The sequence below is a fragment of the Acinetobacter sp. ANC 3781 genome, assembly GCF_004331285.1.
Classification (GTDB): domain Bacteria; phylum Pseudomonadota; class Gammaproteobacteria; order Pseudomonadales; family Moraxellaceae; genus Acinetobacter.
Genome location: NZ_SJOH01000019.1, coordinates 35,780 through 62,678 on the forward strand (window position 1 = coordinate 35,780; position 26,899 = coordinate 62,678).

A 26,899-nucleotide genomic window follows, 5' to 3' on the forward strand; every position below is an offset into this window, starting at 1 on the left:
TTACTTAACGCGACGGTCGCGAATGATCATCTTAGTCGTACGCTTGTTGGTACGTGTCTTGTACCCTTTAGCTTTTTGACCCCATGGGCTTACAGGTTGAATACCTTTGTTACGCCCTTCACCACCACCATGTGGATGGTCAACTGGGTTCATCGCCATACCACGTACGGTAGGACGAACGCCACGCCAGCGTGAAGCACCCGCTTTACCGAGTGAACGAAGGTTGCTTTCCTGGTTAGAAACTTCACCAAGAACTGCACGGCATTCAACGTGAATTTTACGCATTTCGCCAGAACGTAGACGAACAATTGCGTAAGAACCGTCACGACCCAACAACTGAACAGAAGTACCAGCTGAACGAGCTAATTGCGCGCCTTTACCGATTTTAAGTTCGATGTTGTGAAGAGTAGAACCGATAGGCATGTTACGAAGTGGTAAGCAGTTACCTGGACGAATTGGAGCATCGTTACCAGACTGTACTTTATCACCAGCGCGTAAACCTTTAGGAGCGATGATATAACGACGCTCACCATCCGCATACAATACCAAAGCAATGTGTGCAGTACGGTTAGGATCGTATTCGATACGCTCTACAGTTGCAGGAATACCATCTTTGTTACGTTTGAAGTCAACAATACGGTAGTTCTGCTTATGACCGCCACCAACGTGACGAGTCGTAATGTGACCGTTGTTATTACGACCACCAGTACGTTTTTTAGCTTCAACCAACGGTGCATAAGGCGCGCCTTTGTGAAGATGGTCATGAACGACTTTCTCTACAAAGCGACGTCCTGGTGACGTTGGCTTACATTTTTGAATAGGCATAATTCTCGTCCTTATTCCGCTGCGCTTTCAGCGGTATCGCCCAAGTCAGCCATTTCAACTTCTTGGCCAGCTTTCAGGGTGACGTATGCTTTTTTAACATCAGAACGACGTCCCAATGTTTTACCAAAGCGTTTAGTCTTACCTTTAGTGATCGTTGTGTTAACTTTAACAACTTCCACACCAAAGAGTTGTTCCACTGCTTTTTTGATTTCAAGTTTATTTGCATTGATAGCAACTTTAAAAACTTGAACACCAGCAGCTTCACCTAAAACTTGTGCTTTTTCTGAGAATACAGGTCCTTGTAGGACTTGATAGATACGTTCGTTGTTCATCCGAGTTCTACCTCAATTTTCTTAGCAGCAGCTACAGACATAACAACTTTATCGAACGCGATCAAGCTAACAGGATCAATTGCAGCAGCATCAACCACATCAACGTGTGGAATGTTACGAGCAGCAAGATACAAGTTCTCATCAACAGCATCAGTAACGATTAATGCACGAGTCGCATTCAAGTCGTTAAGTTTTGCAAGCAATTCTTTAGTTTTTGGAGCTGCAACAGCAAAATCTTCAACTAAAACTAAGCGATCTTGACGAACAAGTTCAGCTAGGATGCATTGCATAGCACCGCGGTACATTTTACGGTTAACTTTTTGAGACCAATCTTGTGGACGGGCAGCAAAAGTTTTACCACCACCAACCCAGATCGGGCTACGAATAGAACCAGCACGCGCACGACCCGTACCTTTTTGACGGAAAGGTTTTTTACCACCGCCAGATACATCGCCACGCGATTTTTGAGCTTTAGAACCTTGACGACCACCAGCTAAGTAAGCTGTAACAACTTGGTGTACAAGAGCTTCGTTAAACTCACGTCCGAAAGCAACTTCAGACAATTCAACAGCAGAGCCGGAAACAGTATTTAAATTCACAATATTTCCCCTCAGGCCTTGATCGTAGGACGAACGATAACGTCGCCACCAGTAGCACCAGGAATCGCGCCTTTAACAACAAGAACTGAACGTTCAGTGTCGATAGAAACGATTTCAAGACCCTGTACAGTTACGCGTTCAGCACCTAAATGGCCAGCCATTTTTTTGCCTTTGAACACGCGACCAGGAGTCTGGTTTTGACCAGTAGAACCTAGAACACGGTGAGATAGTGAGTTACCGTGAGTTGCGTCTTGCGTACGGAAATTCCAACGCTTAACACCACCTTGGAAACCTTTACCTTTAGATTGACCCGTTACGTCAACAACTTGACCAACTGAGAACAATTCAACAGTAAGAGAACCACCAACTTCACGACCTTCAAGATCAGCTTCTGTAGCGCGGAATTCTTTAACTAAACGACCAGCAGCAACACCCGCTTTAGCGAAGTGACCTTTCTGAGGATTAGTTACGCGAGATTCGCGACGCTCACCAGTAGTGATTTGAATCGCTTGATAACCATCAGTTTCAAGCGTTTTGATTTGAGTGATGCGGTTAGGATCAACCTCAATCACTGTAACAGGTACAGAAACACCAGCATCTGTAAAGATACGTGTCATACCGCACTTGCGACCGACTAAACCAATAGCCATGTGCATAAACCTCTAAAAAAGCGGCTTAATTAACTTAGAGTGTTAATTAACCCGAAAGCCTTAACCCAATGCGATCTGAACATCAACACCAGCTGCAAGATCTAATTTCATCAATGCATCAACAGTTTTGTCTGTTGGTTGAACGATGTCGATCAAGCGCTTGTAAGTGCGGATTTCATACTGGTCACGCGCGTCTTTGTTAACGTGCGGTGAAGTTAGAACGTTAAAACGTTCGATGCGTGTAGGCATCGGAATTGGACCACAAACTTGTGCGCCAGTGCGTTTTGCTGTTTCTACGATCTCTTGAGCAGATTGATCAATTAAACGATGATCAAAAGACTTCAAACGGATACGGATTCTCTGGTTAGACATACCAGTAAACTCCAAGCCAAAAATATAAAGAATCACCTCTGACGCATCTCACCTATTGGTAAGTGTCAAAGGCAGTGAAAATCACTAAGGTCATGATCGATGCCACGACTGTCACGATATTAACTACTTTATTCGTAGTTAACCCCTTTCATTAAAGGGCCGCTCATTATAGCCACTGTTTAACGCTTAAGCAAATCTCTTTTGTGCTTTTTAGTGGTTTTCTGACATTATAAATTTGTAACATTGTTTAAAAATAAATCAACATGCAGTATTTTGCAAAACATACTCTATTGCTTTATTTAATATTTGATTTCCTTGAATAAAATTAATTTTTGGCGACTTTTTTAATTGTTGTTCAGATTGTACATACTCTCCTGTAAAATTTACCCGCTCTTCATTATTTTCTAAAAACAGTTTTAATGTTTCTGGTGTAATCTCTGGATGAAACTGGAATCCCAAGACATTTTTGCCAATTTGGTACATCTGGTTTCGGCAAACATCATTTTCGGCTAAATGAATCGCCCCTTTCGGTATTTCAAAGGTTTCACTATGCCATTGCATCACATTAAATTGCGCTGGCAATTCAAAACATGCTTCAGGCACATGATTAACTTTGCGCACCCCAGTCCAGCCTAATTCCTGTTTTTCATTGCGGCTAACCGCTGCACCCAATGCATTAGCGATAAGCTGAGCCCCCAAACACAAACCAATTGCGGGTTTGCCCATCGACAGATAACGTCGCAACCAGCGTTTTTCGACTTTTAACCAAGGAAAATTTGCTTCATCATTCACACTCATTGGCCCACCCATAATAATGAGTAAATCCACATCTTCCACATGGGGTAAAGCTTCAATATCCAAAGGACGATCTACAGGTAATGCAAAAAACTCCGTTGCACTCATTTTAGCCTGGTGCTGTTTTAAAAATGGATAACAACTGCCGAACCCTTCACCAGCAATATGCTGAAAATAATGTACGTTTAAATGCGACTTCATGCGCTCCCGCCTATTGTTGTGTTCTGATATAGGTTTAGCAAAAATGAAGCCAACATTATGTGCAAATTAACGTTTCTATACATTTCGGCATTTATATAGCCTAATGTTCAAGTTTCTCTTAAGCTAAGACTAATTTTGATACGACTTAGAGCAAAAAATTGAAAAAGAATTCGCAAACAGAACTGATTCATGCACCACGTAAAGCGCCTCAGTACATTTCTACGGTCCAACCTCCCCTGTTTCGTGCATCAACCATTATTTTTAAAGATACCAATGCACTGTTTAATCGCCATTGGACCGACGACTATGACTATAGTTATGGCACCCATGGTACACCGACTACTTTTACTTTGGGCGACAACCTTGCCCAAATTGAAGGCGGTGAATATTGCCTGCTGGCGCCAAGTGGTTTGTCTGCCATCAATCTGGTAAATTCATGCTTTTTGGCACACGGAGATGAAGTTTGGGTTGCAGACAATATCTATGGTCCAAACATGGAACATCTACGCAATCTGGAAACACGTTACGGTATTACAGTTAAGGTTTACAATCCAATAGATGTGGATAGTTTCCAACCTACGAATAAAGCCAAACTGATTTGGTTGGAAGCTGCAGGGTCAGTCACTTTAGAGTTTCCCGATTTGGTCGGCTTGGTCAAAAAAGCTCAAGCACACACTATCCTGACTGCACTGGACAATACTTGGGGAGCAGGCCTTGCCTTTAATGCATTTGATTTTTCTGATCAGCATTTAAGTGTTGATCTGACCGTGCATGCATTGACGAAATACCCAAGTGGTGGCGGTGATATTTTGATGGGTTCGGTGGTGACAGATGACAAAAACCTGCATCACAAACTGTTCCGCATGCATGCCATTCAAGGCATTTCTATCTCAGGGGATGATGCTGCACAAGTTCAACGCAGTTTAGCTTCCATGCGAGTTCGTTATGAACATCAGTCTCAAAGTACTTTAAAACTACTGAACTGGCTGAAACAACAGCAAGAATTTGTTCAGGTGCTACATCCTGCCGATGACTCATCTGCTGGTCATAATTATTGGAAAGAGATTTGTACCACAGGTGAAAGTACCGGCCTGGTCAGTGTTATTTTCAAACCTGAATATAGTTTGAAAGATATCCGCAGATTCTGCGATGCCTTACAACTATTTAAGCTGGGTTTTAGCTGGGGTGGCCCTATCAGCCTAGTCATGCTTTATAACTTAAAGGATATGCGTGTACTTGAGCATACACATTTACAACAAGGATTATTGGTTCGTTTTTGTATAGGACTGGAACATCCAAGCGATTTAATTCAAGATATAGAAAACGCGTTAAAACAATTAAATACACCACAACTCGAATAACTCAGAACACAAGAAAATAAAATAGGAACAGACATGGGTACACCTATCGTTATTGCCAAGAAAACCTCGAATACTCAACAAGAGATTGTTCTACATTCACAGTTCGCCAACCGTCACGGCTTAATCGCGGGTGCAACGGGAACGGGTAAAACGGTGACTTTAAAAGTTCTTGCAGAAAACTTTTCCCGAATGGGTGTGCCCGTATTTTTAGCCGATGCCAAAGGCGATGTTTCAAGCTTGGCTAAAGCGGGGTCAAGCAATGCTAAATTCGATGAACGCCTTAAAGTCCTAAAGATTGAATCTATCCCGTTTGCTGCATCACCCGTAGTGTTTTGGGACTTATTTGGCCAACAAGGTCATCCGATCCGTACTACGGTTTCGGAAATAGGACCGTTACTATTAGCACAAATGCTCAATCTGAATGAGACACAGGAAGGGGTACTTTCGGCGGTTTTCCGGATTGCAGATGATCAGGGCTTACTGCTGATTGATTTTAAGGACTTAAAATCAATCCTCGCTTATGTATCTGAACATGCTGCAGAATTTCAGGCGGAATACGGCAATCTTTCTCCTGCCAGTCTGGGTGCCATTCAACGCAACTTACTGGCTCTTGCAGACCAAGGTGGTGATCAGTTTTTTGGCGAACCCGCTTTAGACATTATGGATTTCATTCAGACTGACAGCCAAGGTCGCGGCAATATCAATTTACTTGCCGCAGACAAGCTGATGAATACCCCAAAACTGTATGCCACCTTCTTGCTCTGGATGCTATCAGAACTGTTTGAACAATTGCCTGAAGTGGGCGATATGGATAAACCTAAACTGGTGTTCTTCTTCGATGAAGCGCATTTATTGTTTGATAATGCCAGCGCAGCGCTACAGGAAAAAATTGAACAGGTGGTGCGTCTGATTCGCTCCAAAGGTGTAGGAATTTATTTTGTCACTCAAAATCCACTCGACCTGCCTGAAAGCGTTTTAGGACAACTCGGTAACCGTGTACAACATGCCTTACGTTCCTTCACCCCGAAAGATCAAAAAGCGGTAAAAACGGCAGCAGATACTTTCCGTGCCAATTCTGAATTTAAGGTCGATCAAGCCATTACCGAACTGGGTGTCGGTGAAGCCTTAATTAGCTGTCTGGATGAACAAGGTATTCCACAAATTGTAGAGCGGGGCTGGGTGATGCCACCCTACTCTTCATTTAGCCCGATGAGCGTAGATGAACGTAAAATACTGATGAATCAAAGCATCGTTGCCGGGGTGTATGAACAACATATTGACCGCGAAAGTGCTTATGAAATGTTGCAGCAAAAAGTCGTCCAACGTCAGCAACAAGCAGTTGCTGAAGAAACAGCGAAACAGCAAGCCAAAGAACAAGAAGCGTTAGCCAAACAACAAGCAAAAGATCAGGAAGCTTTTGCAAAGCAGCAAGCACGCGAACAAGAACGTATTGCACGTGAGCAGCAGAAAGAAGCTGATCACGTATCAAAACAACGCGAAAAAATGACTCAGGATATTGTCGGGACATTTGCCAAAAGTGCGGCACGCAGTTTAGGGGGCAGTACAGGACAAAAAATTGTCCGTGGTTTGCTCGGTTCTCTTTTCGGCAGAAAATAACTTCTTTTTCCTATCAGGATTTTCAAAATTATGGGATATTCAGATATTCCATAATTTTTTTATGGTTTTTTAAAAAGATGTATTTACAATAATTTTTATAAGATGTATTTTAAATACATCTTATAGCCACAACAAAAGATGTTCTAGCCATGACTCCACAACATATTGAACTTGTTAAATCCACTGTCCCTGTCCTACGTGAAAATGGTGTTGCACTGACCAGCTATTTTTACAACCGCATGCTGAACAATAATCCAGAATTAAAAAATGTCTTTAACTTAGATCATCAAACTAGTGGCCGTCAGCCACGTGCCTTAGCAGCAGCGGTATTGGCCTATGCAGAACATATTGAAAATCCAAGTGTTTTAGCTAAAGCGATTGAACACATCACAACTAAGCATGTCAGTCTTGATATTCAACCTGATCAATATGCCATTGTAGGTGACAATCTATTGCATTCAATTAGCGAAGTTTTAAATGTACCCTTCGAATCTGACCTGATTGCTGCTTGGAAAGAAGCTTATATGCAATTGGCAGGCATCCTGGCTGGGGTAGAAAAACAGAAATATGAAGGTTTGGCTGCACAAAATGGCGGTTGGGCTGGATGGCGTGCCTTTGAAGTGACTGCAGTTGAAGCAACCGATGCCGGTAAACGTTTTACTTTAAAAGCACAAGATGGCAAGCCGGTTGTTGCTGCTGAAGCAGGAAGTTATATTTCTGTGAAAGTTAAAGTTCCTGGACATGACATTCAACAGCCACAACAATTTACCTTTGCAGATGCTCAATCTGCAGATCAGTTTACCTTTGATGTAAAACCTGAAGTAAATCATACAGAGTATTCTGTAGCCAACATTTTGCTTGAAAACTACCAAACAGGAGATGTGGTTCAGGTTTCTGCACCCGTTAAAGGCTAAATGCTGAATAATTAATTCTGATTGAAAGTTCCTTTCGGGGGACTTTCAAGCTACCCTATAAATCTCCCTCCTCATCTTTATCTTTTAAAGACTCTATGCAACTCAATAAATTTACTGATTATGCCTTGCGTCTATTGATGTACATCTCCAGACCCAGAGATATCCCCTATACCATTGCCGAGATTGCACGAGATTTACATGTCTCGCAAAATCATCTGGTTAAAATTGTTCATTTCATGGGAAAACAGGACTGGATCATTACCACACGTGGAAAAGGCGGCGGGATTCGCCTAAATGCAGAAACTTTAAATTTAAATCTGGGTCAAATTGTGCGTATCCTGCAAGGCGATAACCAGATTGTGGAATGCAATACACCACCTTGCGTACTGCGCAGCAACTGTGGCCTTAAAGGCATTTTAGATCAAGCACTTGAACAGTTTTATCAATCCTTAGATCACTATCGTTTAGGCGATGTACTTGATCAAAGTAGTTCCAGTAAAGTTACCACCTCACCCCTCATTTCGCTGATTAATCTTTAAATCGCCAGCGGAAGTTTTACTGCTTTCAAAATGCAAAGGTCGCTTGCCTAGACGACTTCCTTTATAATGTTTCTTTGTAGATCATTTATTGAAGTTGAGTTATGCACCACAGCAGAGGAAAATCCAAAAACAGTAAAATAGCCAATGCGCCTAAGCAAAAGATCAGCTATGAGAAAAAAGTTGATTCTGCCATTACTGAATATTCTGTGCGTTCACTCAACTGGTTACGCCAAGCCGAATTCTTGATGAGTGCGCCAAAGCTCAACCTGTGTGTAGAAGATACAGGTTATGAGATTGCTTTTGCAGGCCGTTCAAATGCCGGTAAATCCAGTGCCATCAATGCCTTAACCAATCAAAAACAGTTGGCACGTGCATCGAAAAAGCCGGGTCGCACCCAAATGATCAACTTCTTTAGCTTGGGTAATCCGGATCAGCGTCTGGTGGATTTGCCGGGTTATGGTTATGCAGCTGTACCTGAAGCAATGAAACTGGTTTGGCAGAAAGAACTGGAAAATTATCTAATTCATCGTCAAAGCCTGCAAGGGTTGGTGTTGTTGATGGATATTCGCCATCCCCTGCAACACTTTGACGTGATGATGCTGGAATGGGCCTATTCACGTAAATTGTTTGTCCATGTATTGTTGACTAAATCAGACAAATTGAACCGTGGCCCTGCATCAAAAGCGTTGCAAGAAGTGCAACAGCAATTGAGAAAAATGAAGCTTAATTTTTCGATTCAGTTGTTCTCATCGATGAACAAACAAGGTTTGGAAGAACTTGCCAGCGTGATGGCCGGTCGTCTGAACTTTACCCTGGAACAAGCGACTGAATTCGATTTAGATAGCATTCCTGAAGCTGACGCCAACGATCTGGATGAACCAGTAGAAATTATGGATGCAGATGATGAGGCAGAGATCGAAATTGCCGACGATGTGACCGATGAAAGCAGACAAGCTGATTAATACCGGTTGTCTGACAAAATTTATCATCTATTGATATTTGAATGTCCTCTATTGCTAAGCACAATTGAGGGCATTTTTTTATACTGCTCCTAAGTCGATGCAATCATGATCACGGACCAAATAACTTGATCACAGACAAAATAAGGACAGGATGATGAAGTTTTTATCGTTATTGAAAAAGTCTAAAACTGGATCATCAATTGATTACCAAATCAAGCCGCGTAAAGTCAAATTTGAATGGCAACAGACCCCTGTCGACTGGATTCCCAATCAGCCTTTTGTCAGTTATTTCGTCAATGAAATTAATATGATTTTACCTGCGGGCGAATTCTGGTTCTGCCGTTTATATAACAAAGTCTTGCCACAAATTAGCGATGAAAAACTCAAACAGGATGTCAAAGCTTTTATCCGCCAGGAAGCCATGCATGCACAGGCACATGCTTCAGCGAATAAAGAATATCTCTCGGTGCGCAACATTGATGTAGAGCGCAATCTTAAACTCATGGATTTCCTCTTTGGCACGTTACTGGCAGACCAACCGCTCGGTTTAAGGGTACCAAAATCACTCGAACATCAGTGGGACTTATTTCGTCTCGGCATTATCGCTACAGTTGAGCATATGACCTGCGTGCTGGGAAAATATATTTTGTATAACCAATATTGGGAACAGCTTGGTGCCGATCCTGCCATGCTCGATCTGGTCAAATGGCACGGCGCAGAAGAAATAGAACACCGTACCGTAGCCTTTGATTTATACCGTCATCTCGGCGGTGGCTATATTGCGCGTTATTACTTAAGTGTGGTGGTCATTGCAGGTGTGCTTGGTTTATGGGTCGATGGTGCAGCGCATATCATGCAGCAGGATGAACGTTTTAAATCTGTTCGCCCCCAGGTATTTAAACCGTGGATCTGGCGTGAATGGTATCGCATTTCACAAAAAGATAATCGCTTAATGCCGAACCCACTGTGGCTGGTTTCACAACAACTGGGATATTTAATGCCTTGGTACGATCCGGTGCATGAAGCCAAAACTGAAGATGCAATTGCCTATTTGAACACTTCCCCTGCTGCAAAACGGGCAGCACTGAAAGTCGCTTAAAGCAATCACACAAATACCAAACAGTAGGGCTTTATGCCCTGCTTTTATTTACACTACAATAAATCCAGATAAGAAAAAAATCAGGATAAAAAATGAAGCCGTATATTTCTGTTATTACGCTTGCCGTCAAGGACTTAGAGGAATCACTCAAGTTTTATTGTGAAGGTTTGGGCTTACATAGTAAAGGCATTCTGGGTCAAGACTATGCATATGGTGCAGTCGCTTTTATAGATCTGCAATCAGATTTAAAACTTGCCTTATGGCCGCAACAGAGTATTCAGCAGGATACCGGTCTGGAACTGAACCCAATGTGTCCGACCCAAATGACCCTTGGACATAATGTTTTTAGTCCATTAGAAGTCGATCAAGTCATGGCACAAGCAGCACGTGCAGGTGCTCAAATTATTAAACCTGCACAAGCTACCTTTTACGGTGGATATGCAGGTTATTTTCAAGATCCCAATGGGCATGTTTGGGAGGTAATTTGGAATCCATGCTGGGAAAACGATTAAGTTGGAATTTCCTCATCACGGGTGTGACGGTCGACCACCACGCTAATCATCATATCGCCTTGCACGTTAACCACAGTACGCACGGTATCCAGTAAACGGTCTATCGGTAATAAAATGGCAATGGCTTCCGCGGGCAGACCGACTGACTGCAATACCATAATCATGGTCACCATGCCTGCACTTGGAATACCCGGTGCACCCAAGGAGGCAATCATAGCTGTCAAACAAACAATAAGCTGTTGTCCAATACTTAAATCCAGCCCCATCAAGTTGGCAATAAATAAAGCCGCAGCAGCTTCATAAAGTGCTGTGCCATCCATATTTAGCTGTGTTCCCAAGGGAATAACGAAACCGGCTGTTGCTGGACGTACCCCCAAGTTCTCTTGAGCACACTTCATGGAAAGTGGCAGGGTGGCCGAACTGGAACTGGTTGCAAAAGCAGTAATCAGGGCTGTGCGTGTGCCTTTAAAAAAGGTAATCGGATCCATCTTGCCAAAAATCCACAATAGGAGTGGTAAAACCACGGCACCGTGAAAAATAGTGGTTCCGGTCACCACAGCAGCAAATTCCATCAGACGGTTCAGTACAGAAATGTCTTCGGTTGAAATGAGTTTTGCCAGCAGAGCAAAAATACCGATCGGTGCAAGTCGCATTACCCAGATGATCATAAACATCATCATGTCAAAAAACTGCTGACTGACCTGACGTACAGTTTTGAAACGTTCGCCGCCATGTACCAAAGCCACCCCAAAAAATAAGGCAAACAGTACTACAGCCAGGACATTGCCTTCGGAAAAAGCTTTAAAAGGATTGATTAGGGTATTTTGAATAAAATTGGTGAAAAATGAGGTTGGCGTTAAAGTGTCCGGGGTTTGATGCGTATTCATAGCATCCTGAAACAAGGCAATGTCTACGCCCTTGCCGACATCAAACAGATGCGCACAACTGATCCCGAGAATTAAAGCCAAAGTGGTGGTCGTAACACAGCAGGCCAAGGTAATTTTCCAGACTTTGCCTAATTGCCCACCCGATTGTAAATTGGAGACGCCAACTACAATTGAACTAAAAATAAGGGGAATTAACAGCATCTTCAATAAGCCAATAAAAATACTGCTGGCAATTCCCAAACCATACAAACTGGCATTAAAAAATGCGGTGTCGGGATAAAGATTCAGAATAAAACCGAAAGCCACGCCTAAAATTGCAGCAATCAAAATTTGGGTATTTAAGCTCATCTCTACATGCTTTTATTGTTAAGTCTTGCACGCACTATGCCATGCCTTATTTTTAGAATCGAGGAACTTTTTGTCACAAGTTCAGCACAAATATACAAAAGCATAATTTACACTTTATCTGAATCTCCAACGACTTGCCGAATAAATGGCATAAAATCTGCTTTTGAATCACTACTCCTCTACAAATAATTAAAAGAGTACCCATATGAAAAAAATAATTCTTATCGCCACGCTCATATTCAGTATGGGAACAGCTTTTGCTCATTCTGGCCATGGCTGCCATAAAGATGTCTCGGAAGATATTCCGCACTGCCACTAAAATAACATTTTAAAAAAACCGGGCTTTATACCCGGTTTTTTTAAAAACAAATATGATCTGTTATTGGGTTTCAATTTCGCGGATACGAATTAGACCTTCTTGAGTAGTACTGCATACCAGCTCACCATTTTGCCACATGCGACCGAAATTCAGGCCACGCGAACTCGCACTTACCGTAGCATCCATGTCGTATAGCATCCATTCATCCACACGGAATGGCTTATGGAAATACATGGCATGATCAATACTGGCACATTGCAAACTTGGCGATAAATAACTTAAACCATGCGGACGAAGCGCTGTGGTCATTAAAGTAAAGTCTGAATAAAATGCAGCAATGGCCTGATGTAAAGAAAGCTCGTCAATTTCTGGCGCGATTGTATCATGCGTCCGCAAATAGTGCGCATAAGATGGCGCTTCAGGTTGGGGTTGAAATGGATTGCTTGGATCAATCGGACGAATATCAATATGGCGATCGCGCATAAAACTGGCACGCACATTTTCCGGCACAAATTCCACAAACATTTTTTTCAGTTCAGCTTCTGATTTTACCTGTTCTGGTGCCGGATATTCAGGTTCACTAATCTGGTAATTCAACCCCTCTTCTGGATGGGCAAAAGAAATCATCGCGGTAAAAATGGTACGACCATGTTGAATGGCACGGACTTGGCGACTGACAAAGCTCTTGCCATCTCGCAAACGGTCGACTTGATACAGAATAGGTGCATTGATATCCCCTCCATACAAGAAATAAGCATGCAGTGAATGTGCAGGACGATCCGTTGTATACGAGGCAGCTCGTAATGCCTGTCCTAACACTTGGCCACCAAAAACACGTTTTCCGACCAAGTTTCGGCTTATCCCTCGGTAGACATTCTCTTCAATTTTTTCAAGGCTAAGTAATTCAACCAATTCTTGGGTTAACGCATTCATAAACGACCTATTTTGCTGGGGGATACCTGAAATGTAGGCGAAAAATTTAAATCAATCAGATAAACTATTGCAGCTATTTTGCCATAAATCCAGACCAAAGCCCTACAGTTAGACTGACTGGTGTGTCAGATTATTTATGGTATATAGTGGCTAAAAAGACGATTTTTAACGATATATTTAACAATCAACATGCATTTTGTCAGAAAATGACATAATGTTTTAAATTATAATGATGCTAAATAATCCCCCCTCAGAACATCTGTGGTTTCGGTCATTTAAGTAGGAGTGTATATGTCCAAGAGTGGCTTTGGTCAAATCTATCGTCAGCTTTCAAGCAAGCTGCTTGACCTCGTGGTAACCCCACATGTTCTTGGTGAGGTTCCTACTGAACCGACAACTACAGAAGAAAATACAGCAACAGAGCAACCGATTAAGCAAAAAATCATCTGTTATGTTCTACAAAACTACTCACGTAGCAATGCACTGATTGTTGATGGTGAAACACGACGTCTCAAACTTCCCCCTGCCTTAGATCCGTTAGTGGTCGGGAATCAGAAAGAAAAAGCATCTGTGTTGTTCTTACAACATCACAATGAAAATAATTTACTCAATCCTCCACCGCATGCTTTTCCGCCACGCTTACTCCGTTTAATTGATCTTTTAGAAAATCATCCTGAAGTTGATATCGAGCTTATTCCTGTGACTGTGCTGTGGGGGCGCTCACCTGATAAAGAAGATTCCTGGTTCAAGCTGCTGTTTACGGATACTTGGGCAACCCCGGGTACAGTTAAACAACTGGTGAATATCGGCTTGCATGGCCGTCAGTCTTATCTGGAATTCCATCAAGGGCAATCCTTGCGTACGCTGGTCGAATTTGCCAGAAAGACCCATCCAAACTTGTCGCCTGCGACCTATATCCTCAATACCCTGAATAAGTATTTAGACGGTCAGCGCGAAGTTGTACTCGGCCCTGACCTGTCAGACCGCCGCAATGTCATGCATTCACTGATCAAATCTAAAGATGTGCAAGAAGCAATTCGCCGTGAAAGCATACGCAGTAAAGTCAGCATGATTGAATCGGAACGTCGTGCGATTGCTTATTTAAACGAGATTGTCTCTGATTATTCACATTCTGCGGTGCATTTTGCCGATATGGCGCTGACCCGTTTATGGACACAGCTATATGACGGCGTAGAAGTGCATAATTTTAGTACCGTACGTGAACTCGCCAAAGACTACGAAATTATTTATACCCCTTGCCACCGCAGTCACATTGACTACTTGTTGCTGTCTTATGTGATTTATAAACGTGGCATGATGGTTCCGTACATTGCTGCAGGTGATAACCTGAATATGCCGTTTGTGGGTCAATTACTCCGTGGTGGCGGTGCCTTCTTTATTCGTCGCACCTTCCGTGGCAATGGCTTATATACCACGGTATTTAAAGAATACCTGTACAGCATTTTATCGCGCAACACCCCGCTGGAATATTTTATTGAAGGCGGCCGTTCACGCACCGGACGTTTGTTGCCACCGAAAACAGGCATGCTTGCGATGACGGTACATAGCCATTTGCGTGGCCGATCAAAACCGATCGTATTCCTGCCGACGTATATTGGCTATGAACGCCTGATGGAAGGCTCAACCTATGTCGGTGAAATGCAAGGCAAGCCGAAAGAATCTGAGTCGATTATTGGCATTTTAAAAACCTTGCGTAAAATCGAGCGCATTTTCGGTAAAGTGCATGTGAACTTTGGTGAACCGGTATTTTTAGATGACATGCTGAAAAAACACGGTGCAGATCAAATCAAAATTGAAAAGAATGATGACCCAGTTCCGCAAGAAGTGTCGGATGCAGTCAACGGTTCAGGCAATGCAATTTTAGAAAACATTAACCGGGCTGTGGTAATTAACCCGGTATCGCTGCTTTCTCTGATTCTACTGGCAACGCCAAAACATACCTTAGATGAAGAAATCTGCATTAAACAGCTGGATGTTTATCGTAATTTGGTTGCTGCCTTACCTTACGATGAACGCACCCAAGTCACACCGCTTTCAGGCAAAGAAATTATTGCCTATGGTCTAAAACTGAAGCTGATTAAACGCATCAAACACGTGTTGGGCGATATTATTGCGATTGAAGATAATCAAGCTGTATTACTGACCTACTTCCGCAATAACATTTTGCATGCTTTTGTATTGCCGTCTTTAATTGCTGCCTTGGTTGAACATAACGGTTCGATTCGTCGTGGTGATCTGATCAATGTGATTCGCACGCTATATCCATTCTTGAAAGCTGAATTGTTCTTGAAATGGCAAGATGAGGATCTCAAAGATCAGATTTGTGCTTATGTTGAAGCTTTAATTCATGCGGAATTGATCTCTATAGATACAGAAGGCAACCTGGAATCTCCAGCGCCAAACTCAGAAGATCATAACCAGCTTGTGGTTCTGGCTGCTCCTGTGATGCAAAGTCTTGAGCGGTATTACATGACCTTAGCACTAATCACGCAACGTGGTTCAGGTAATATTTCAACCCGTCAAGTTGAAGAACTCAGTTATTTGGTCGGTCAACGCCTGTCTGTTCTGTATGAGTTCAATTCTCCAGAATTTTTTGATAAAGCCCTGTTCCAAAGCTTTATTAAGGTACTGACTCAGCAGGGCTATATTCGCAACAACGAAGACAACGCCATTGTGTTTGATGAGAACTTCCAGAATGTTGCGCAGTACGCCAACTTGGTTTTGGATGATGTGACTTTACAAATGCTTCAGCACATTACGACCTTTAGCGATGAAGAGCTGAAAGAAGCTTTGGATGCTGTTGCTGCTCAACAAGCGAAACGTCGTTTGAAGCGCAAAAAGAAATAAGAGCCTTACGAGTTCATTTTCCTTTTAGGAGATGAGGAGCTCGAAATATATTTCAAGTCCGCAAGGGGATGGTTTAATTTTAATCCTCCCCTAACCCCTCCTTTAAAAAGAAGGAAGGAGAGTTTCTTATATTTTTTCCCACATCTGCAAATAGTCCTCAAAACAATCTGCATGTTCCAGCTCAAATCCTGTTTCAAGCATTCGAGTTGCATAAATCCTTTTTCCTGACACTACCTCACTGTCTAGAACTAGTTCCGCTAAATTCAGCTGTTGTTGAAACCATTGAATAATTTCATGCAAAGGGAGCGGCTGATTATTGCTGACAATATACAAATTCTTTAGATGTTCCACGTGAATCAAGTGTGCAAGAAACCGTGCCAAGTCGTCGATATGAATTCGGTTTGACCAATGTATGTTGGCATAAGTTCGAGTACTCTCGGCCAGCTTGATCATTCTGGCTATCGAAGTTCCATAAATCCCGGTTGGGCGAGTAATGATGCATTGTTTTGGAAAAGCCTGCTGATAAAGCTGTTCCATTTGTCGTAATAATCTGCCCTGTTCATCAACAGGTTGAATACATGATGCATCATCAATGCGCTCACCCTTATTTTCACCATAGACACGAGTAGACGACACAACCACGATCTTTTGAATGGGATGCTGTTTTAACGCGGCTACAATGGGAGCAACAGAATCGATATAGGTTTGTTGATACCCTTCGATACTGCTCTGTGAAGGTGATAGCAAAACGTACACCCAATCTATAGGCTTGATCTGGGTTAAATTGAGCTGATGAACATCCTGAATTAGATGCGTCGCAAATTCATCAGTTTTCGGACTTTGGCTAATTGTGGTAATTTGGTGGCCTTGCTCAAATAACTGTTTAGCAACGCGCCGAGATGTTTTACCATAACCAATAAATAATATATGCATTAAACACCTGATTACATAACCGAAGTTGAGGGTAAATGGCTGCAGTCCATCAATTACAAGGGGTAGGAAATACCTCTACTGCTTTACTGGAAAAACTGAATATTTTCAGCACAGATGATCTTCTGTTTCATCTGCCGCGTGATTATGAAGATCGTAGCACGATCATCCCCATGAACCAATTGACCGTGGGGCGCAGCTATTTGCTAGAAGGCATCGTCAAAGGTGTGGATTTTCCACCCGGTAAACGCAAATCCATGGCGGTGCTGTTAGAAGATGACTTTGGCAAAATCACCTTGCGTTTTTACCATGTCTATAAGGCTTTGACCGATCGGGCTAAACTGGGCAATCAACTGCGCATCTTTGGTGAAGTCCGTGTCGGTGCACGTGGTCTGGAAATGTATCATCCTGAAATCCAGCTGATTACTGAACATACGCCCTTACCTAAAACTGAGCTGACCGCCATTTATCCGGCTACTGAAGGTTTAACCCAAGCCAAACTGCGGGATTATGTCAAACAGGCCCTAAAACAACACAGTGATGACCTGCCTGAATTATTGCCAGAAAAATTCACCAATGGCTATGCGCTGAAACAGGCACTGGAATATATCCATGAGCCGCCACTGAATGCCAACATGTTGCAACTGGCACAAGGTTCGCATCCAGCCCAGCAGCGCTTAATCTTTGAAGAACTGGTCGCGCACCAGATTAGTCTGCTCTCACGCCGTGCTTATATTCAGCAAATTGAAGCTCCGTCTTTTTCACCCAGTAAAAATTTTGCCAAACAGTTATTAAACAGTCTGCCCTTTAGCCTGACCGATGCGCAAAAACGTGTCTCCAAAGAAATTGTGCAGGACTTAAAACAAAACAAACCGATGCTGCGTTTAGTTCAGGGCGATGTAGGTGCAGGTAAAACTTTGGTGGCTGGCGTGGCAGCCTGTCATGCTTTAGAAGAAGGCTGGCAAGTGGCACTAATGGCACCGACGGAAATTCTGGCTGAACAGCATTATTTAAATTTTAAAAAATGGTTTGAACCCCTAGGTCTTAATGTTTCTTGGCTTTCAGGCAAGCAAAAAGGGAAAGCTCGTGCAGCAGCAGAACAAGGTATTAAGGAAGGCACCGCTAATCTGGTGGTCGGTACCCATGCCCTGTTTCAGGAAAATGTCGGATTTGCCAAACTCGGTTTGGTGATTATTGATGAACAGCATCGCTTCGGCGTAGATCAACGGCTGGCCTTGCGTAATAAAGGGGCCAACAACATGACGCCACATCAACTGGTGATGACAGCTACCCCGATTCCTCGCACACTGGCGATGTCTGCTTATGGCGATCTGGATACCTCAGTGATTGATGAACTTCCTCCGGGTCGTACCCCGATTCAAACCGTCACCATTCCTTTAGACCGCCGTGAAGAAGTGTTAGCCCGGATTGCTACAAACTGTGCTGAAGGCAAGCAAGCTTATTGGGTTTGTACCTTGGTGGAACAATCTGAAACTTTAGATGCACAAGCGGCAGAAGCCACTTATCAGGAAATTAAAGAACGCTTTCCACATATCAATATTGGCTTGGTACACGGCAAAATGAAAGCCGATGAAAAGCAGTCGGTGATGCAGCAATTTAAAGACAATCAGCTGCAACTCCTCATTGCCACCACCGTCATTGAAGTTGGGGTTGATGTGCCGAATGCCTCGATTATGGTAATTGAAAATGCTGAACGCTTAGGGCTTTCTCAGTTACATCAATTACGTGGACGGGTTGGGCGTGGCGCAACCGCCAGTTTCTGTGCCCTGCTTTATAAAAGTCCTTTATCGCAAAATGGTCAGGAACGATTACGCATTTTGCGTGAAAGTAATGATGGTTTTGTGATTGCAGAAAAAGATCTGGAAATTCGCGGCCCGGGTGAGCTACTTGGCACCAAGCAAACCGGAGATATGGGTTTTCGGGTTGCCAAGTTAGAACGTGATGACCATCTGCTGAATCAGGCGCATTATGTGGCACAGCAAATTCTCAAAGATTATCCGGAAAATGCCAAAGCTTTACTCAAACGCTGGCTGCCAGAAGCCCCACGCTATGCATATGTGTAAAGCATGATTTCAAAAGAACACATTAGATAACAAGTACAAATAAAATGTTTAATCAAGTAGCAACGATCACATGAGTGGCATGGATGCCGTCCTAACAAGAGTCGCTATACGCTTTGTAGATTTTAAAATGAATGATTAAATCCAATAAAAAACTCTTGAGCCTTCATACATGTGGTGTAAAATTAATATCAAATAAAAAGAAAAATAAAAACATGCTGCAATTCATTAGCCCATTACTTTACAAAGCAATCCAAAGCATTTCCCCCTGCGTACTTTGTGGAATAGACTTACAACACCGCCATTCACTCTGCAAAGATTGCTGGCAACAATTGCCATGGTCTAAAAGTACAGTTCAGCGTCAGCAAATGGATATTCAGGTGGCTTGTCATTATGCCTATCCAATTGACAGGATTATTCAAAAATTTAAATACGAACAACAACTGCATTTTCAAAACTTGCTTGCTGGCGCACTAATCGAACTTCGCCTACCTAAAATTCAGGCTATTGTCCCGATGCCGATATCTACTAGACGACTCCTAGAACGCGGTTACAATCAGTCTCTGATCCTGGCTAAAATTATGGCCAAACAAATGAATGTTCCCATCTGGCAACCTGTTAGTCGTTTACAGCAACATTCACAAAAAGGCTTAAGCCGATTAGAACGCATTGATCAGATTGAACAACAGTTTCAGATCAACCCCACATCAAAGCTTCGTTACCGCCGTGTACTTATTTTAGATGACGTCGTGACCACAGGCAGCTCTATCTATGCATTAAAACAAAAGCTTGAAGAACTGGGTTGTCATAAAGTTTACGCAATGTGTATCGCAAGTGCAGAAACTTAAATATTCCTCTGTTTTTAAAAGACAAGTAACAATGTAAAACTTGCTTTAGTCACTATCTAAGCAATTGTACTTTCTGTTAAAAACAGCTTCACCCACGGCATCACAATTTCAGTCGTCAATGGAGCAAGTTGAGTTTCTTTATCCTCTAAATCGACCCATTTCATCTCTGCAATTTCTGCATCAATTTTCGGAGTATGATCCAGACTCACCACATAGACATAACTGACCAATAAATGATCAGGTTCATTGGCAGTTGCCGTTTCAAAACGCCCGACAAATTGCTCAATCGATGCCTGACAACCAATTTCTTCCTGAATTTCACGCAGCATGCTATGTTCAGGTAGCTCATTTGGTTCCAACTTTCCACCGACCTGCATAAAACAGGAGGTATTCTGCTTCCGAACTACTAAAAGCTGGCGCTGATCATTTAAAATAATGGCAGCAGCAACGGTAATCACTTTCATCTTTATCTCACCAATTCTTGCTGATCGACCATACCCCATTTCGGTTGCGGAGCTTGAAAAGTATTAAATTGCTGTAAAATGTCTTCGATAGAATCTGAGGCAATAATACTGTCGGTAAAACGGGCATGGGTAAAACCTTTAACGGTAGTCAACTGGATAAATTTCAGTAAATCATCATAAAAACCGTCCACATTTAAAAATGCACACGGCTTTAAATGAATGCCCAACTGCGCCCAAGTCCACTGCTCAAAAATTTCTTCTAAAGTTCCTGCGCCACCCGGTAAAGCAATAAAAGCATCGGACAGTTCTGACATCTTGGTTTTTCGTTCATGCATATTTTTAACCACATGCAATTCTGTTAAATGTGGATGTGCAAGCTCACGGTCGACCAATGCATTCGGAATCACACCTATGACTTTACCTCCTGCCTGTAAGGCACTATCGGCAACAATACCCATCAAGCCTGATCGCCCCCCTCCATAGACCAATGTTTTGCCTTGCCGAGCAATGGTTTGACCCATTTTCTGTGCGGTATCCAAAAAAATAGTATCTGTTCCCACAGCTGAACCACAAAAAATTGCGATTGATTTCGTCATTGTTTCACCTGTTTTTAAGATGTCATATTAATAAAGTAACTTTTCAGGAGATTTTTTAATAAAAAAGCGATTCAATCAGTGTTTTTATTCAATTCCTTGTCTAAAATACACGCATTGATTAACCTATACTGCGCAGGGAAAAGACAGCATGCTTGAAGCCTTTTACGCCACAGAGCGCGGTAGTTTGGAAGATGCCATTATTAATGGAGGCTTTGATCTTCACCCAGATTTGGTGTGGATTGATTTAATTGCACCCTCACAAGAAGAAGAACAATGGGTATTAGATGCCTATAAACAGAATTTACCCACACTAAAATCCTTAGAAGACATTTCCTCATCAGCACGATTTTACCGTGATGATGACGGTATTTTACATATCAGTACTTACTTTTTAACGAAAAATAAAAACTTTCAGGTTGATGCTGAAACAGATGACGATTCGAGTATCTTAGCCACCGTACAAACGGTTGCTTTTATTCTGCATAAACAGCATCTGTTTACTCTGCGCGGTGAAAAACTGGTTGCGTTCCGTGCCTTTCGTGCACGTGCTCGACGTAATGATTATGAAATTGACTATAAAGATCCCACCTGGGTATTACTGGGTCTGCTTGAAGCCAAACTGGATGAGCTTGCGGATATCCTGGAAGATGTCCATAAAGACCTGGAAAAATATTCCACCGAAGTATTGAATAACCGTCATCGTGAACAAATACTCGATTTGGATGACATGATTACCCGCTTGGCTCAATTAGAAGACATGCTTGGAAAAGCCCAATTATGTTTAATCGACTTGCGTCGTGTACTGACTTTCTTGTCTCGCCCACGTGCTTTGGGCAGTCATATTTACGATGCTGATATTCGAGAGCTGAGTGAAGATGTGCGATCTCTGGTCGAACATGATGCCTTCTTGTTCCAGAAAGTACGATTCTTACTCGATACCACCTCCGGATTCATTAACACCGAACAGAATGACACGATCCGTCGATTCTCGATCTTGCCAAGTATGCTTGCTCCGCCCATGCTGGTTGCCAGTATTTATGGTATGAATACCGATGTATTGCCTTTTGCCAGAGGTACTACCAGTTTTATTATGGTCGGTATTATTTTGCTTGCTTTCTTTATTGGCCCGCTGGCCTATTTCCGCTGGAAAAAATGGATTTAAGCAAGCTTTAAAATACTGCTTTTAAAGCGAAGCGCAAGAAATGCTTCCGATTTGATCAATACCTATTTGCAGACAATAAAAAAGCACCTAAAGGTGCTTTTTTATTGTCCCTGTGTTCAGGTAATCAATTGCAGATCATTTTGCAAATGACAAGCTTGAATAATTTTGATCATTTTTTCAGGCACAGCTTTAAACTGTAGACCTTGAGCTTTCGGAGTCTGGCGTAACCAGCGCACCAGCACCGCCAAAGCCAAGGTACTACCATGCTCCAGCTTCGCCAAATTCACTACCACGGGAAACTGATTTTGAGATTGAATCAGTTTCACACCCTGCTGGTAATAGCTTTCAGCATTTAGATAATCTATTTTTCCAGAAACTTGTAATTCCTGATTAATGACTTCAATCACCGAACACCTACTCAATTATTTTTTATTAATCGCCGCATCTGCATCTGGCTGGAAGTTTGCAATCGCTTTATCCAAACTGCCACCATTAATTTTTACGGTTGATGCAAACTGATTGCGGAACTGTAAACCTAAATCAATGCCCGATACATTAATATTGCGAATTTTCCATTGATTGCCTTTATCCACCAATTGGAAAGATACAGGAATTTTTTCACCTTTATTATTAAAGTCCATAGTTACAACAGGGTTTTTACTGTTAGTCTCTTTGTATGGACGAAGGCTATACGATTGATTTGAGAACTTCGCAAATGCGCTACCATAGTTTTCAATTAAAGTTTCACGGAAGTTACTTTCAAACTGAGCACGCTGGGCAGCAGTACTATATTGATTGGTCGCATATGTACCCATCACAATACGTGTAAAGGATTGTGAATCAATATAGGGATCAAGATTTTGACGTACAATCGCTTTCACTGCAGCTGGATTATTTTGCAATTTAGCATTATCCGCTTTTAAGCGTGAAATCAGGCCATCTGCAACTTTTTTTACAAAAGCAGGTGGAGTTTCCGCTGGTGCTGCAAATGCAGTAGTCGCCATCATTGTTGATAAAATACTAGCCGTAAGTACATGTTTAACTAAAGTATTCATTAAAACTTCCTCTCCAAATTATTCAACAAATGATGCTTCTGCACCGGTTGATTCACTCGATGTCTTTGCATCTGCCGTTTTTTCTGATGATTTACCCGCACCACCAGTAATAAACTTACTAATTAGATCTTCAAGGTCCATGGTGCCTTGTGTATTGGCAATACTTTCTCCACGTTTTACGTAGTTCAAACCACCGCCCGGGACCACTTTCAAATATTTTTCACCCAATAAACCATTGGTTGCAACCATAATATAAGCATCTTCATCAATACTGGTGATGGAGTTCATGTTATCAACAAGTTGTTTTTCCATTTCTTTTTGTTGTGCAGGCATTGCTTCAGTATATTCTGTGCTATAGCGAAGTTCTTCTAAAGCATTGGCTTTAACCGTTTTAAGCTGCTCTTTATTGAATGAAGTCAGCTTACCATCGAGTTCAAAATGAACGGTAGCCAAACGCGATACCGGATCAAGGGTAATATCGGTGACACGACCAATCGTTACTCCACTCATCGTGACTTTTGCACGCGGTTTTAACCCATTCACATTGTCAAATTGCGCAGTCATCTCATAAGCATCACGTAAATTGGTGCCAGACAATCCACTTACTTTCATAGCTAAGAAAAATAACGCCACACCGAAGATAATGACAAAAATACCGACGGTCAGCTCACTTGTACGTGATTTCATTGAACCCCTCCAAACATGACCGCAGTCAACACGAAATCAAAACCTAATACACACAATGACGAATAAACCACTGTACGGGTTGTGGATGTTGCAATTCCTTCAGATGTCGGCTCACAGGCATAGCCTTGATAAACCGCAATCCAGGTACAAATCAGGGCAAAAACAATACTTTTGATAATACCATTGACTATATCATGTCCAAACTGAACTGCATTTTGCATACCACTCCAGTAAGAACCTTCATCAACACCTAAAAAATCGACCCCAACCATTTTACCACCCAAGATACCAATGGCTGCAAAAATCACAGTTAGCATCGGTAAACTGACAATACCTGCCCACAAACGTGGTGAAACAATACGTTTTAGCGGATCAACACCGATCATTTCCATACTGGAAAGTTGCTCTGTGGCTTTCATTAGGCCAATTTCAGCGGTCAGTGCCGAACCTGCGCGCCCTGCAAATAATAAGGCAGCGACTACAGGGGCAAGTTCACGTAATAAAGTCAGTGATACCATGGTTCCGAGCATGGCTTCAGAACCAACATTCACCAAAATTGAATAACCTTGCAAACCCAGCACCAAGCCAATAAACAGACCAGACACACCAATGATCAATAAGGACATGACCCCAATACGGTGCATTTGATAAATAAATAGCGTTACGCCCAGTCTGGTCGGCATAGAAAATAAAATTTGTAGCAACATCACTGTTGCCACACCGATACCACGTACACGTTCAATAACGCGTCTACCTAATAAGGCAATGGCATTCATGAACGCACCTCATCACTTAAATAAGCTTGATGGCTAAATTGATAATCGACTGGACCTTCTATTGAACCAGTGAGAAATTGACGAACAAAAGGTGAAGCATGTTCTCTGAGTTCAGCAGGCGTCCCCTCCCCCTGAATCTTGCCTTCAGCCACCACATAAATATAGTCAGCAATCGATAATGTCTCAGCCACATCATGCGAGACAATAATGGTGGTTAAATCCAGAGCTTCACGGAGCGAACGAATTAAACGGCTCAAAACGCCCATTACAATCGGATCCTGACCTGCAAATGGTTCATCATACATAATTAGTTCTGGATCAAGCGCAATGGCACGCGCCAATGCAACACGACGGTTCATCCCCCCCGAAAGCTCGGACGGCATCAGTTGCTCTGCACCGCGTAAACCCACCGACTCTAATTTTAATGCCACAATTTCAGCAATCAGGTGTTCAGGTAATTTGGTATGGGCACGAAGGGGAAATGCTACGTTTTCATAGGTAGTCATATCAGTGAACAGAGCCCCACTCTGGAAAAGCATGCCCATACGCGCCCGTGCAGCAAACAGGTCAGACCGTGTCATTGTCGCAATATCTTTTCCATCCAGGAGAACTTGTCCTTGATCTGGCACTAGCTGCCCGCCAATCAGACGAAGTAATGTGGTTTTACCTGTACCGGAAGGCCCCATGATGGCAGTGATTTGACCACGACGAATCGTTAAGCTGATATTGTCATAAATGATACGCTCCCCTCGTTTAAAGCTCAGATTTTTAATCTCAATCAGAGACCGAGAGGGTATTTGATTATTCATAGCTGAGCATTTTCCTACATTTTTTCAGCATGCATACTATAAAGGATTAAAGTTTAAAATGTTACTTTTAGATAAAAGGTAACCAATCCAGTGAACTTTCTAATGAATATAATTGTAATTCTATTTTTTATAAAAAACAGGTATAAAAACAGGACACTGCGTTACAGAAAAGAGTGATAGATAAAGTACACAATATTGCATAACAATAAGGTCAAACCCATATAAGGCATAATCACCTCTTGATTAAAATTCCAAATATAGTTGGCAGATTCATTGCTCATATTTAACGATTTTAAGACAAAACATGATTGAGTATACATTTTTATCCTAAAAGATCAAAGATTAATCCATAAAAAAACCGGTGTTTCCACCGGTTTTTTCTATCTAAATCTAACGATTAAATTAGTCGTTAAATTTACGACGTGGACGATCTTCACCACCAAAAGCTGGACGCTCACCACGTGGTTTATCATCAAAGCTACGACGTGGACGATCTTCGCCACCAAAAGTACGCTTAGGACGATCATCGCTGAATGAACGTTGTGGACGATCACCGAAACCGCCTTCACGACGTGGAGCTGGACGATCACCGAAATCACGCTTAGGACGATCAGCGCCCTCACGAGCTGGTTTGTAATCTACACGATTACCACGGTTGTCATCATTTGAACGTGGTTTGTCACCAAACGAACGTTGTGGACGATCACCGAAACCACCTTCACGACGTGGAGCTGGACGATCACCGAAATCACGCTTAGGACGGTCATCAAACGAACGTTGTGGACGATCACCAAAACCGCCTTCACGACGTGGAGCTGGACGATCACCGAAATCACGCTTAGGACGGTCGTCAAAAGAACGTTGTGGACGATCGCCGAAGTCACGCTTAGGACGGTCATCAAACGAACGTTGTGGACGATCACCAAAACCGCCTTCACGACGTGGAGCTGGACGATCACCGAAATCACGCTTAGGACGATCATCGCCATAAGAAGGACGTTCGCCACGTGACTTGTCATCGAAACTACGTTGTGGACGATCACCGCCACGACCGCCGCCGAAACTACGACCACCGCCATCACGACCACGACCACCGCCAAAACCGCCACGACCGCCATCACGACCACGACCGCCGCCATCACGAGCACCGCGTGCAGGAGGTGGAGATGGCTCAAGACCTTCAATTTCAGACACGTTTAAACGTGCATCCAAAAAGTCTTCAAGCGCACGGATTTTACCGCGTTCACGGTAAGTCGCTAAAGTAATTGCATTACCTGTACGACCAGCACGACCTGTACGACCGATACGGTGTACATAGTCTTCATTTTTCATCGGTAAACCGAAGTTGATTACGTGTG

General features: G+C 42.6%; 27 protein-coding genes and 1 pseudogene. 11 read left to right on the forward strand and 17 right to left on the reverse strand.

The features are described from left to right. The 6 genes from rplB to E0H89_RS13605 form a co-directional block, all read right to left on the reverse strand. Positions 1 to 825: a 50S ribosomal protein L2 gene (gene rplB / locus E0H89_RS13580; RefSeq protein WP_067726653.1), complete on the reverse strand. Its 825-nt coding sequence runs from the start codon at positions 823 to 825 to the stop codon at positions 1 to 3. A gap of 11 nt (positions 826 to 836) precedes the next feature. Continuing rightward, the gene (gene rplW, locus E0H89_RS13585) at positions 837 to 1,157 is read right to left on the reverse strand and encodes a 50S ribosomal protein L23 (protein ID WP_131217795.1); all 321 of its coding nucleotides are present in this window, start codon (positions 1,155 to 1,157) and stop codon (positions 837 to 839) included. Next, a complete protein-coding gene (rplD, locus tag E0H89_RS13590; RefSeq protein ID WP_131217796.1) occupies positions 1,154 to 1,756 on the reverse strand; it encodes a 50S ribosomal protein L4 in 603 nt (200 codons plus the stop codon). The genes rplW and rplD overlap by 4 nt, the downstream gene beginning before the upstream one ends. 11 nt (positions 1,757 to 1,767) lie before the next feature. Further along, positions 1,768 to 2,406, reverse strand: coding sequence for a 50S ribosomal protein L3 (rplC, locus tag E0H89_RS13595; protein WP_131217797.1), 639 nt, complete (start codon positions 2,404 to 2,406; stop codon positions 1,768 to 1,770). A gap of 60 nt (positions 2,407 to 2,466) precedes the next feature. Next, positions 2,467 to 2,778: a 30S ribosomal protein S10 gene (gene rpsJ / locus E0H89_RS13600; RefSeq protein ID WP_000070912.1), complete on the reverse strand. Its 312-nt coding sequence runs from the start codon at positions 2,776 to 2,778 to the stop codon at positions 2,467 to 2,469. A 258-nt stretch (positions 2,779 to 3,036) separates the two neighbouring features. Next, positions 3,037 to 3,774: a type 1 glutamine amidotransferase gene (locus E0H89_RS13605; protein WP_131217798.1), complete on the reverse strand. Its 738-nt coding sequence runs from the start codon at positions 3,772 to 3,774 to the stop codon at positions 3,037 to 3,039. 158 nt (positions 3,775 to 3,932) lie between these two features. Here E0H89_RS13605 and E0H89_RS13610 point away from each other — a divergent pair, with 158 nt between their 5' ends. The 7 genes from E0H89_RS13610 (at position 3,933) to E0H89_RS13640 (ending at position 10,778) form a co-directional block, all read left to right on the forward strand. Further along, positions 3,933 to 5,135, forward strand: a complete 1,203-nt coding sequence (locus tag E0H89_RS13610; RefSeq protein ID WP_131217799.1) for a PLP-dependent transferase — start codon at positions 3,933 to 3,935, stop codon at positions 5,133 to 5,135. 33 nt (positions 5,136 to 5,168) lie between these two features. Continuing rightward, positions 5,169 to 6,752: a helicase HerA-like domain-containing protein gene (locus E0H89_RS13615; RefSeq protein WP_131217800.1), complete on the forward strand. Its 1,584-nt coding sequence runs from the start codon at positions 5,169 to 5,171 to the stop codon at positions 6,750 to 6,752. A gap of 149 nt (positions 6,753 to 6,901) precedes the next feature. Beyond that, positions 6,902 to 7,666: a globin domain-containing protein gene (locus E0H89_RS13620; RefSeq protein WP_131217801.1), complete on the forward strand. Its 765-nt coding sequence runs from the start codon at positions 6,902 to 6,904 to the stop codon at positions 7,664 to 7,666. 95 nt (positions 7,667 to 7,761) lie between these two features. Continuing rightward, positions 7,762 to 8,205: an RrF2 family transcriptional regulator gene (locus E0H89_RS13625; protein WP_131217802.1), complete on the forward strand. Its 444-nt coding sequence runs from the start codon at positions 7,762 to 7,764 to the stop codon at positions 8,203 to 8,205. Between the two features lie 101 nt (positions 8,206 to 8,306). Further along, positions 8,307 to 9,167 carry a ribosome biogenesis GTP-binding protein YihA/YsxC gene (yihA, locus tag E0H89_RS13630; protein ID WP_131217803.1) on the forward strand — a complete coding sequence of 287 codons (861 nt, stop codon included), beginning with the start codon at positions 8,307 to 8,309 and terminating at the stop codon, positions 9,165 to 9,167. Positions 9,168 to 9,321: 154 nt separating this feature from the next. Beyond that, positions 9,322 to 10,266 carry a metal-dependent hydrolase gene (locus tag E0H89_RS13635; protein WP_131217804.1) on the forward strand — a complete coding sequence of 315 codons (945 nt, stop codon included), beginning with the start codon at positions 9,322 to 9,324 and terminating at the stop codon, positions 10,264 to 10,266. Between the two features lie 92 nt (positions 10,267 to 10,358). Next, complete coding sequence (locus E0H89_RS13640; RefSeq protein ID WP_131217805.1) at positions 10,359 to 10,778, forward strand: VOC family protein; 420 nt, start codon at positions 10,359 to 10,361, stop codon at positions 10,776 to 10,778. Here the strand turns inward: E0H89_RS13640 and E0H89_RS13645 are convergent. Further along, positions 10,775 to 12,013, reverse strand: a complete 1,239-nt coding sequence (locus tag E0H89_RS13645; RefSeq protein ID WP_131217806.1) for a dicarboxylate/amino acid:cation symporter — start codon at positions 12,011 to 12,013, stop codon at positions 10,775 to 10,777. The genes E0H89_RS13640 and E0H89_RS13645 overlap by 4 nt on opposite strands. Before the next feature lie 379 nt (positions 12,014 to 12,392). Next, positions 12,393 to 13,265 carry an acyl-CoA thioesterase gene (locus E0H89_RS13650; RefSeq protein ID WP_131217807.1) on the reverse strand — a complete coding sequence of 291 codons (873 nt, stop codon included), beginning with the start codon at positions 13,263 to 13,265 and terminating at the stop codon, positions 12,393 to 12,395. 291 nt (positions 13,266 to 13,556) lie between these two features. On the opposite strand from E0H89_RS13650, the gene plsB reads away from it, so the two are divergent. Continuing rightward, positions 13,557 to 16,133, forward strand: a complete 2,577-nt coding sequence (gene plsB, locus E0H89_RS13655; RefSeq protein WP_131217808.1) for a glycerol-3-phosphate 1-O-acyltransferase PlsB — start codon at positions 13,557 to 13,559, stop codon at positions 16,131 to 16,133. Positions 16,134 to 16,259: 126 nt separating this feature from the next. Here the strand turns inward: plsB and E0H89_RS13660 are convergent, their stop codons facing one another. Further along, the gene (locus E0H89_RS13660) at positions 16,260 to 17,066 is read right to left on the reverse strand and encodes an NAD-dependent epimerase/dehydratase family protein (protein ID WP_131217809.1); all 807 of its coding nucleotides are present in this window, start codon (positions 17,064 to 17,066) and stop codon (positions 16,260 to 16,262) included. A 35-nt stretch (positions 17,067 to 17,101) separates the two neighbouring features. Here E0H89_RS13660 and recG point away from each other — a divergent pair, with 35 nt between their 5' ends. Both recG and E0H89_RS13670 read left to right on the forward strand, forming a co-directional pair. Beyond that, the gene (gene recG, locus E0H89_RS13665) at positions 17,102 to 19,147 is read left to right on the forward strand and encodes an ATP-dependent DNA helicase RecG (RefSeq protein WP_131217810.1); all 2,046 of its coding nucleotides are present in this window, start codon (positions 17,102 to 17,104) and stop codon (positions 19,145 to 19,147) included. Between the two features lie 212 nt (positions 19,148 to 19,359). Beyond that, positions 19,360 to 19,992, forward strand: coding sequence for a ComF family protein (locus E0H89_RS13670; RefSeq protein ID WP_131217811.1), 633 nt, complete (start codon positions 19,360 to 19,362; stop codon positions 19,990 to 19,992). 56 nt (positions 19,993 to 20,048) lie between these two features. Here the strand turns inward: E0H89_RS13670 and E0H89_RS13675 are convergent, their stop codons facing one another. Then, positions 20,049 to 20,456: an NUDIX hydrolase gene (locus E0H89_RS13675; protein ID WP_131217812.1), complete on the reverse strand. Its 408-nt coding sequence runs from the start codon at positions 20,454 to 20,456 to the stop codon at positions 20,049 to 20,051. Positions 20,457 to 20,458: 2 nt separating this feature from the next. Beyond that, a complete protein-coding gene (locus E0H89_RS13680; RefSeq protein ID WP_131217813.1) occupies positions 20,459 to 21,052 on the reverse strand; it encodes an LOG family protein in 594 nt (197 codons plus the stop codon). A 148-nt stretch (positions 21,053 to 21,200) separates the two neighbouring features. Between E0H89_RS13680 and E0H89_RS13685 the strand changes: the two genes are divergently transcribed. After that, positions 21,201 to 22,214 (forward strand): CorA family divalent cation transporter, encoded by a 1,014-nt coding sequence (locus E0H89_RS13685; protein ID WP_131217814.1) that lies wholly within the window; start codon positions 21,201 to 21,203, stop codon positions 22,212 to 22,214. A 116-nt stretch (positions 22,215 to 22,330) separates the two neighbouring features. Here the strand turns inward: E0H89_RS13685 and E0H89_RS13690 are convergent, their stop codons facing one another. From E0H89_RS13690 to E0H89_RS13715, 6 genes and pseudogenes are all read right to left on the reverse strand, one after another. Beyond that, positions 22,331 to 22,621 carry an STAS domain-containing protein gene (locus E0H89_RS13690; RefSeq protein WP_131217815.1) on the reverse strand — a complete coding sequence of 97 codons (291 nt, stop codon included), beginning with the start codon at positions 22,619 to 22,621 and terminating at the stop codon, positions 22,331 to 22,333. Between the two features lie 15 nt (positions 22,622 to 22,636). Further along, positions 22,637 to 23,269, reverse strand: coding sequence for an MlaC/ttg2D family ABC transporter substrate-binding protein (locus E0H89_RS13695; protein WP_131217816.1), 633 nt, complete (start codon positions 23,267 to 23,269; stop codon positions 22,637 to 22,639). 18 nt (positions 23,270 to 23,287) lie between these two features. Next, complete coding sequence (gene mlaD, locus E0H89_RS13700) at positions 23,288 to 23,956, reverse strand: outer membrane lipid asymmetry maintenance protein MlaD (RefSeq protein ID WP_131217817.1); 669 nt, start codon at positions 23,954 to 23,956, stop codon at positions 23,288 to 23,290. Beyond that, positions 23,953 to 24,732, reverse strand: coding sequence for a lipid asymmetry maintenance ABC transporter permease subunit MlaE (mlaE, locus tag E0H89_RS13705; RefSeq protein ID WP_131217818.1), 780 nt, complete (start codon positions 24,730 to 24,732; stop codon positions 23,953 to 23,955). Before mlaE ends, mlaD begins: the two co-directional genes overlap by 4 nt. Continuing rightward, on the reverse strand, positions 24,729 to 25,541 hold the full coding sequence (locus E0H89_RS13710; protein ID WP_131217819.1) for an ABC transporter ATP-binding protein: 813 nt from the start codon (positions 25,539 to 25,541) through the stop codon (positions 24,729 to 24,731). The genes mlaE and E0H89_RS13710 overlap by 4 nt, the downstream gene beginning before the upstream one ends. Before the next feature lie 402 nt (positions 25,542 to 25,943). After that, a pseudogene (locus E0H89_RS13715) lies at positions 25,944 to 26,899 on the reverse strand (DEAD/DEAH box helicase); the annotation flags it as partial.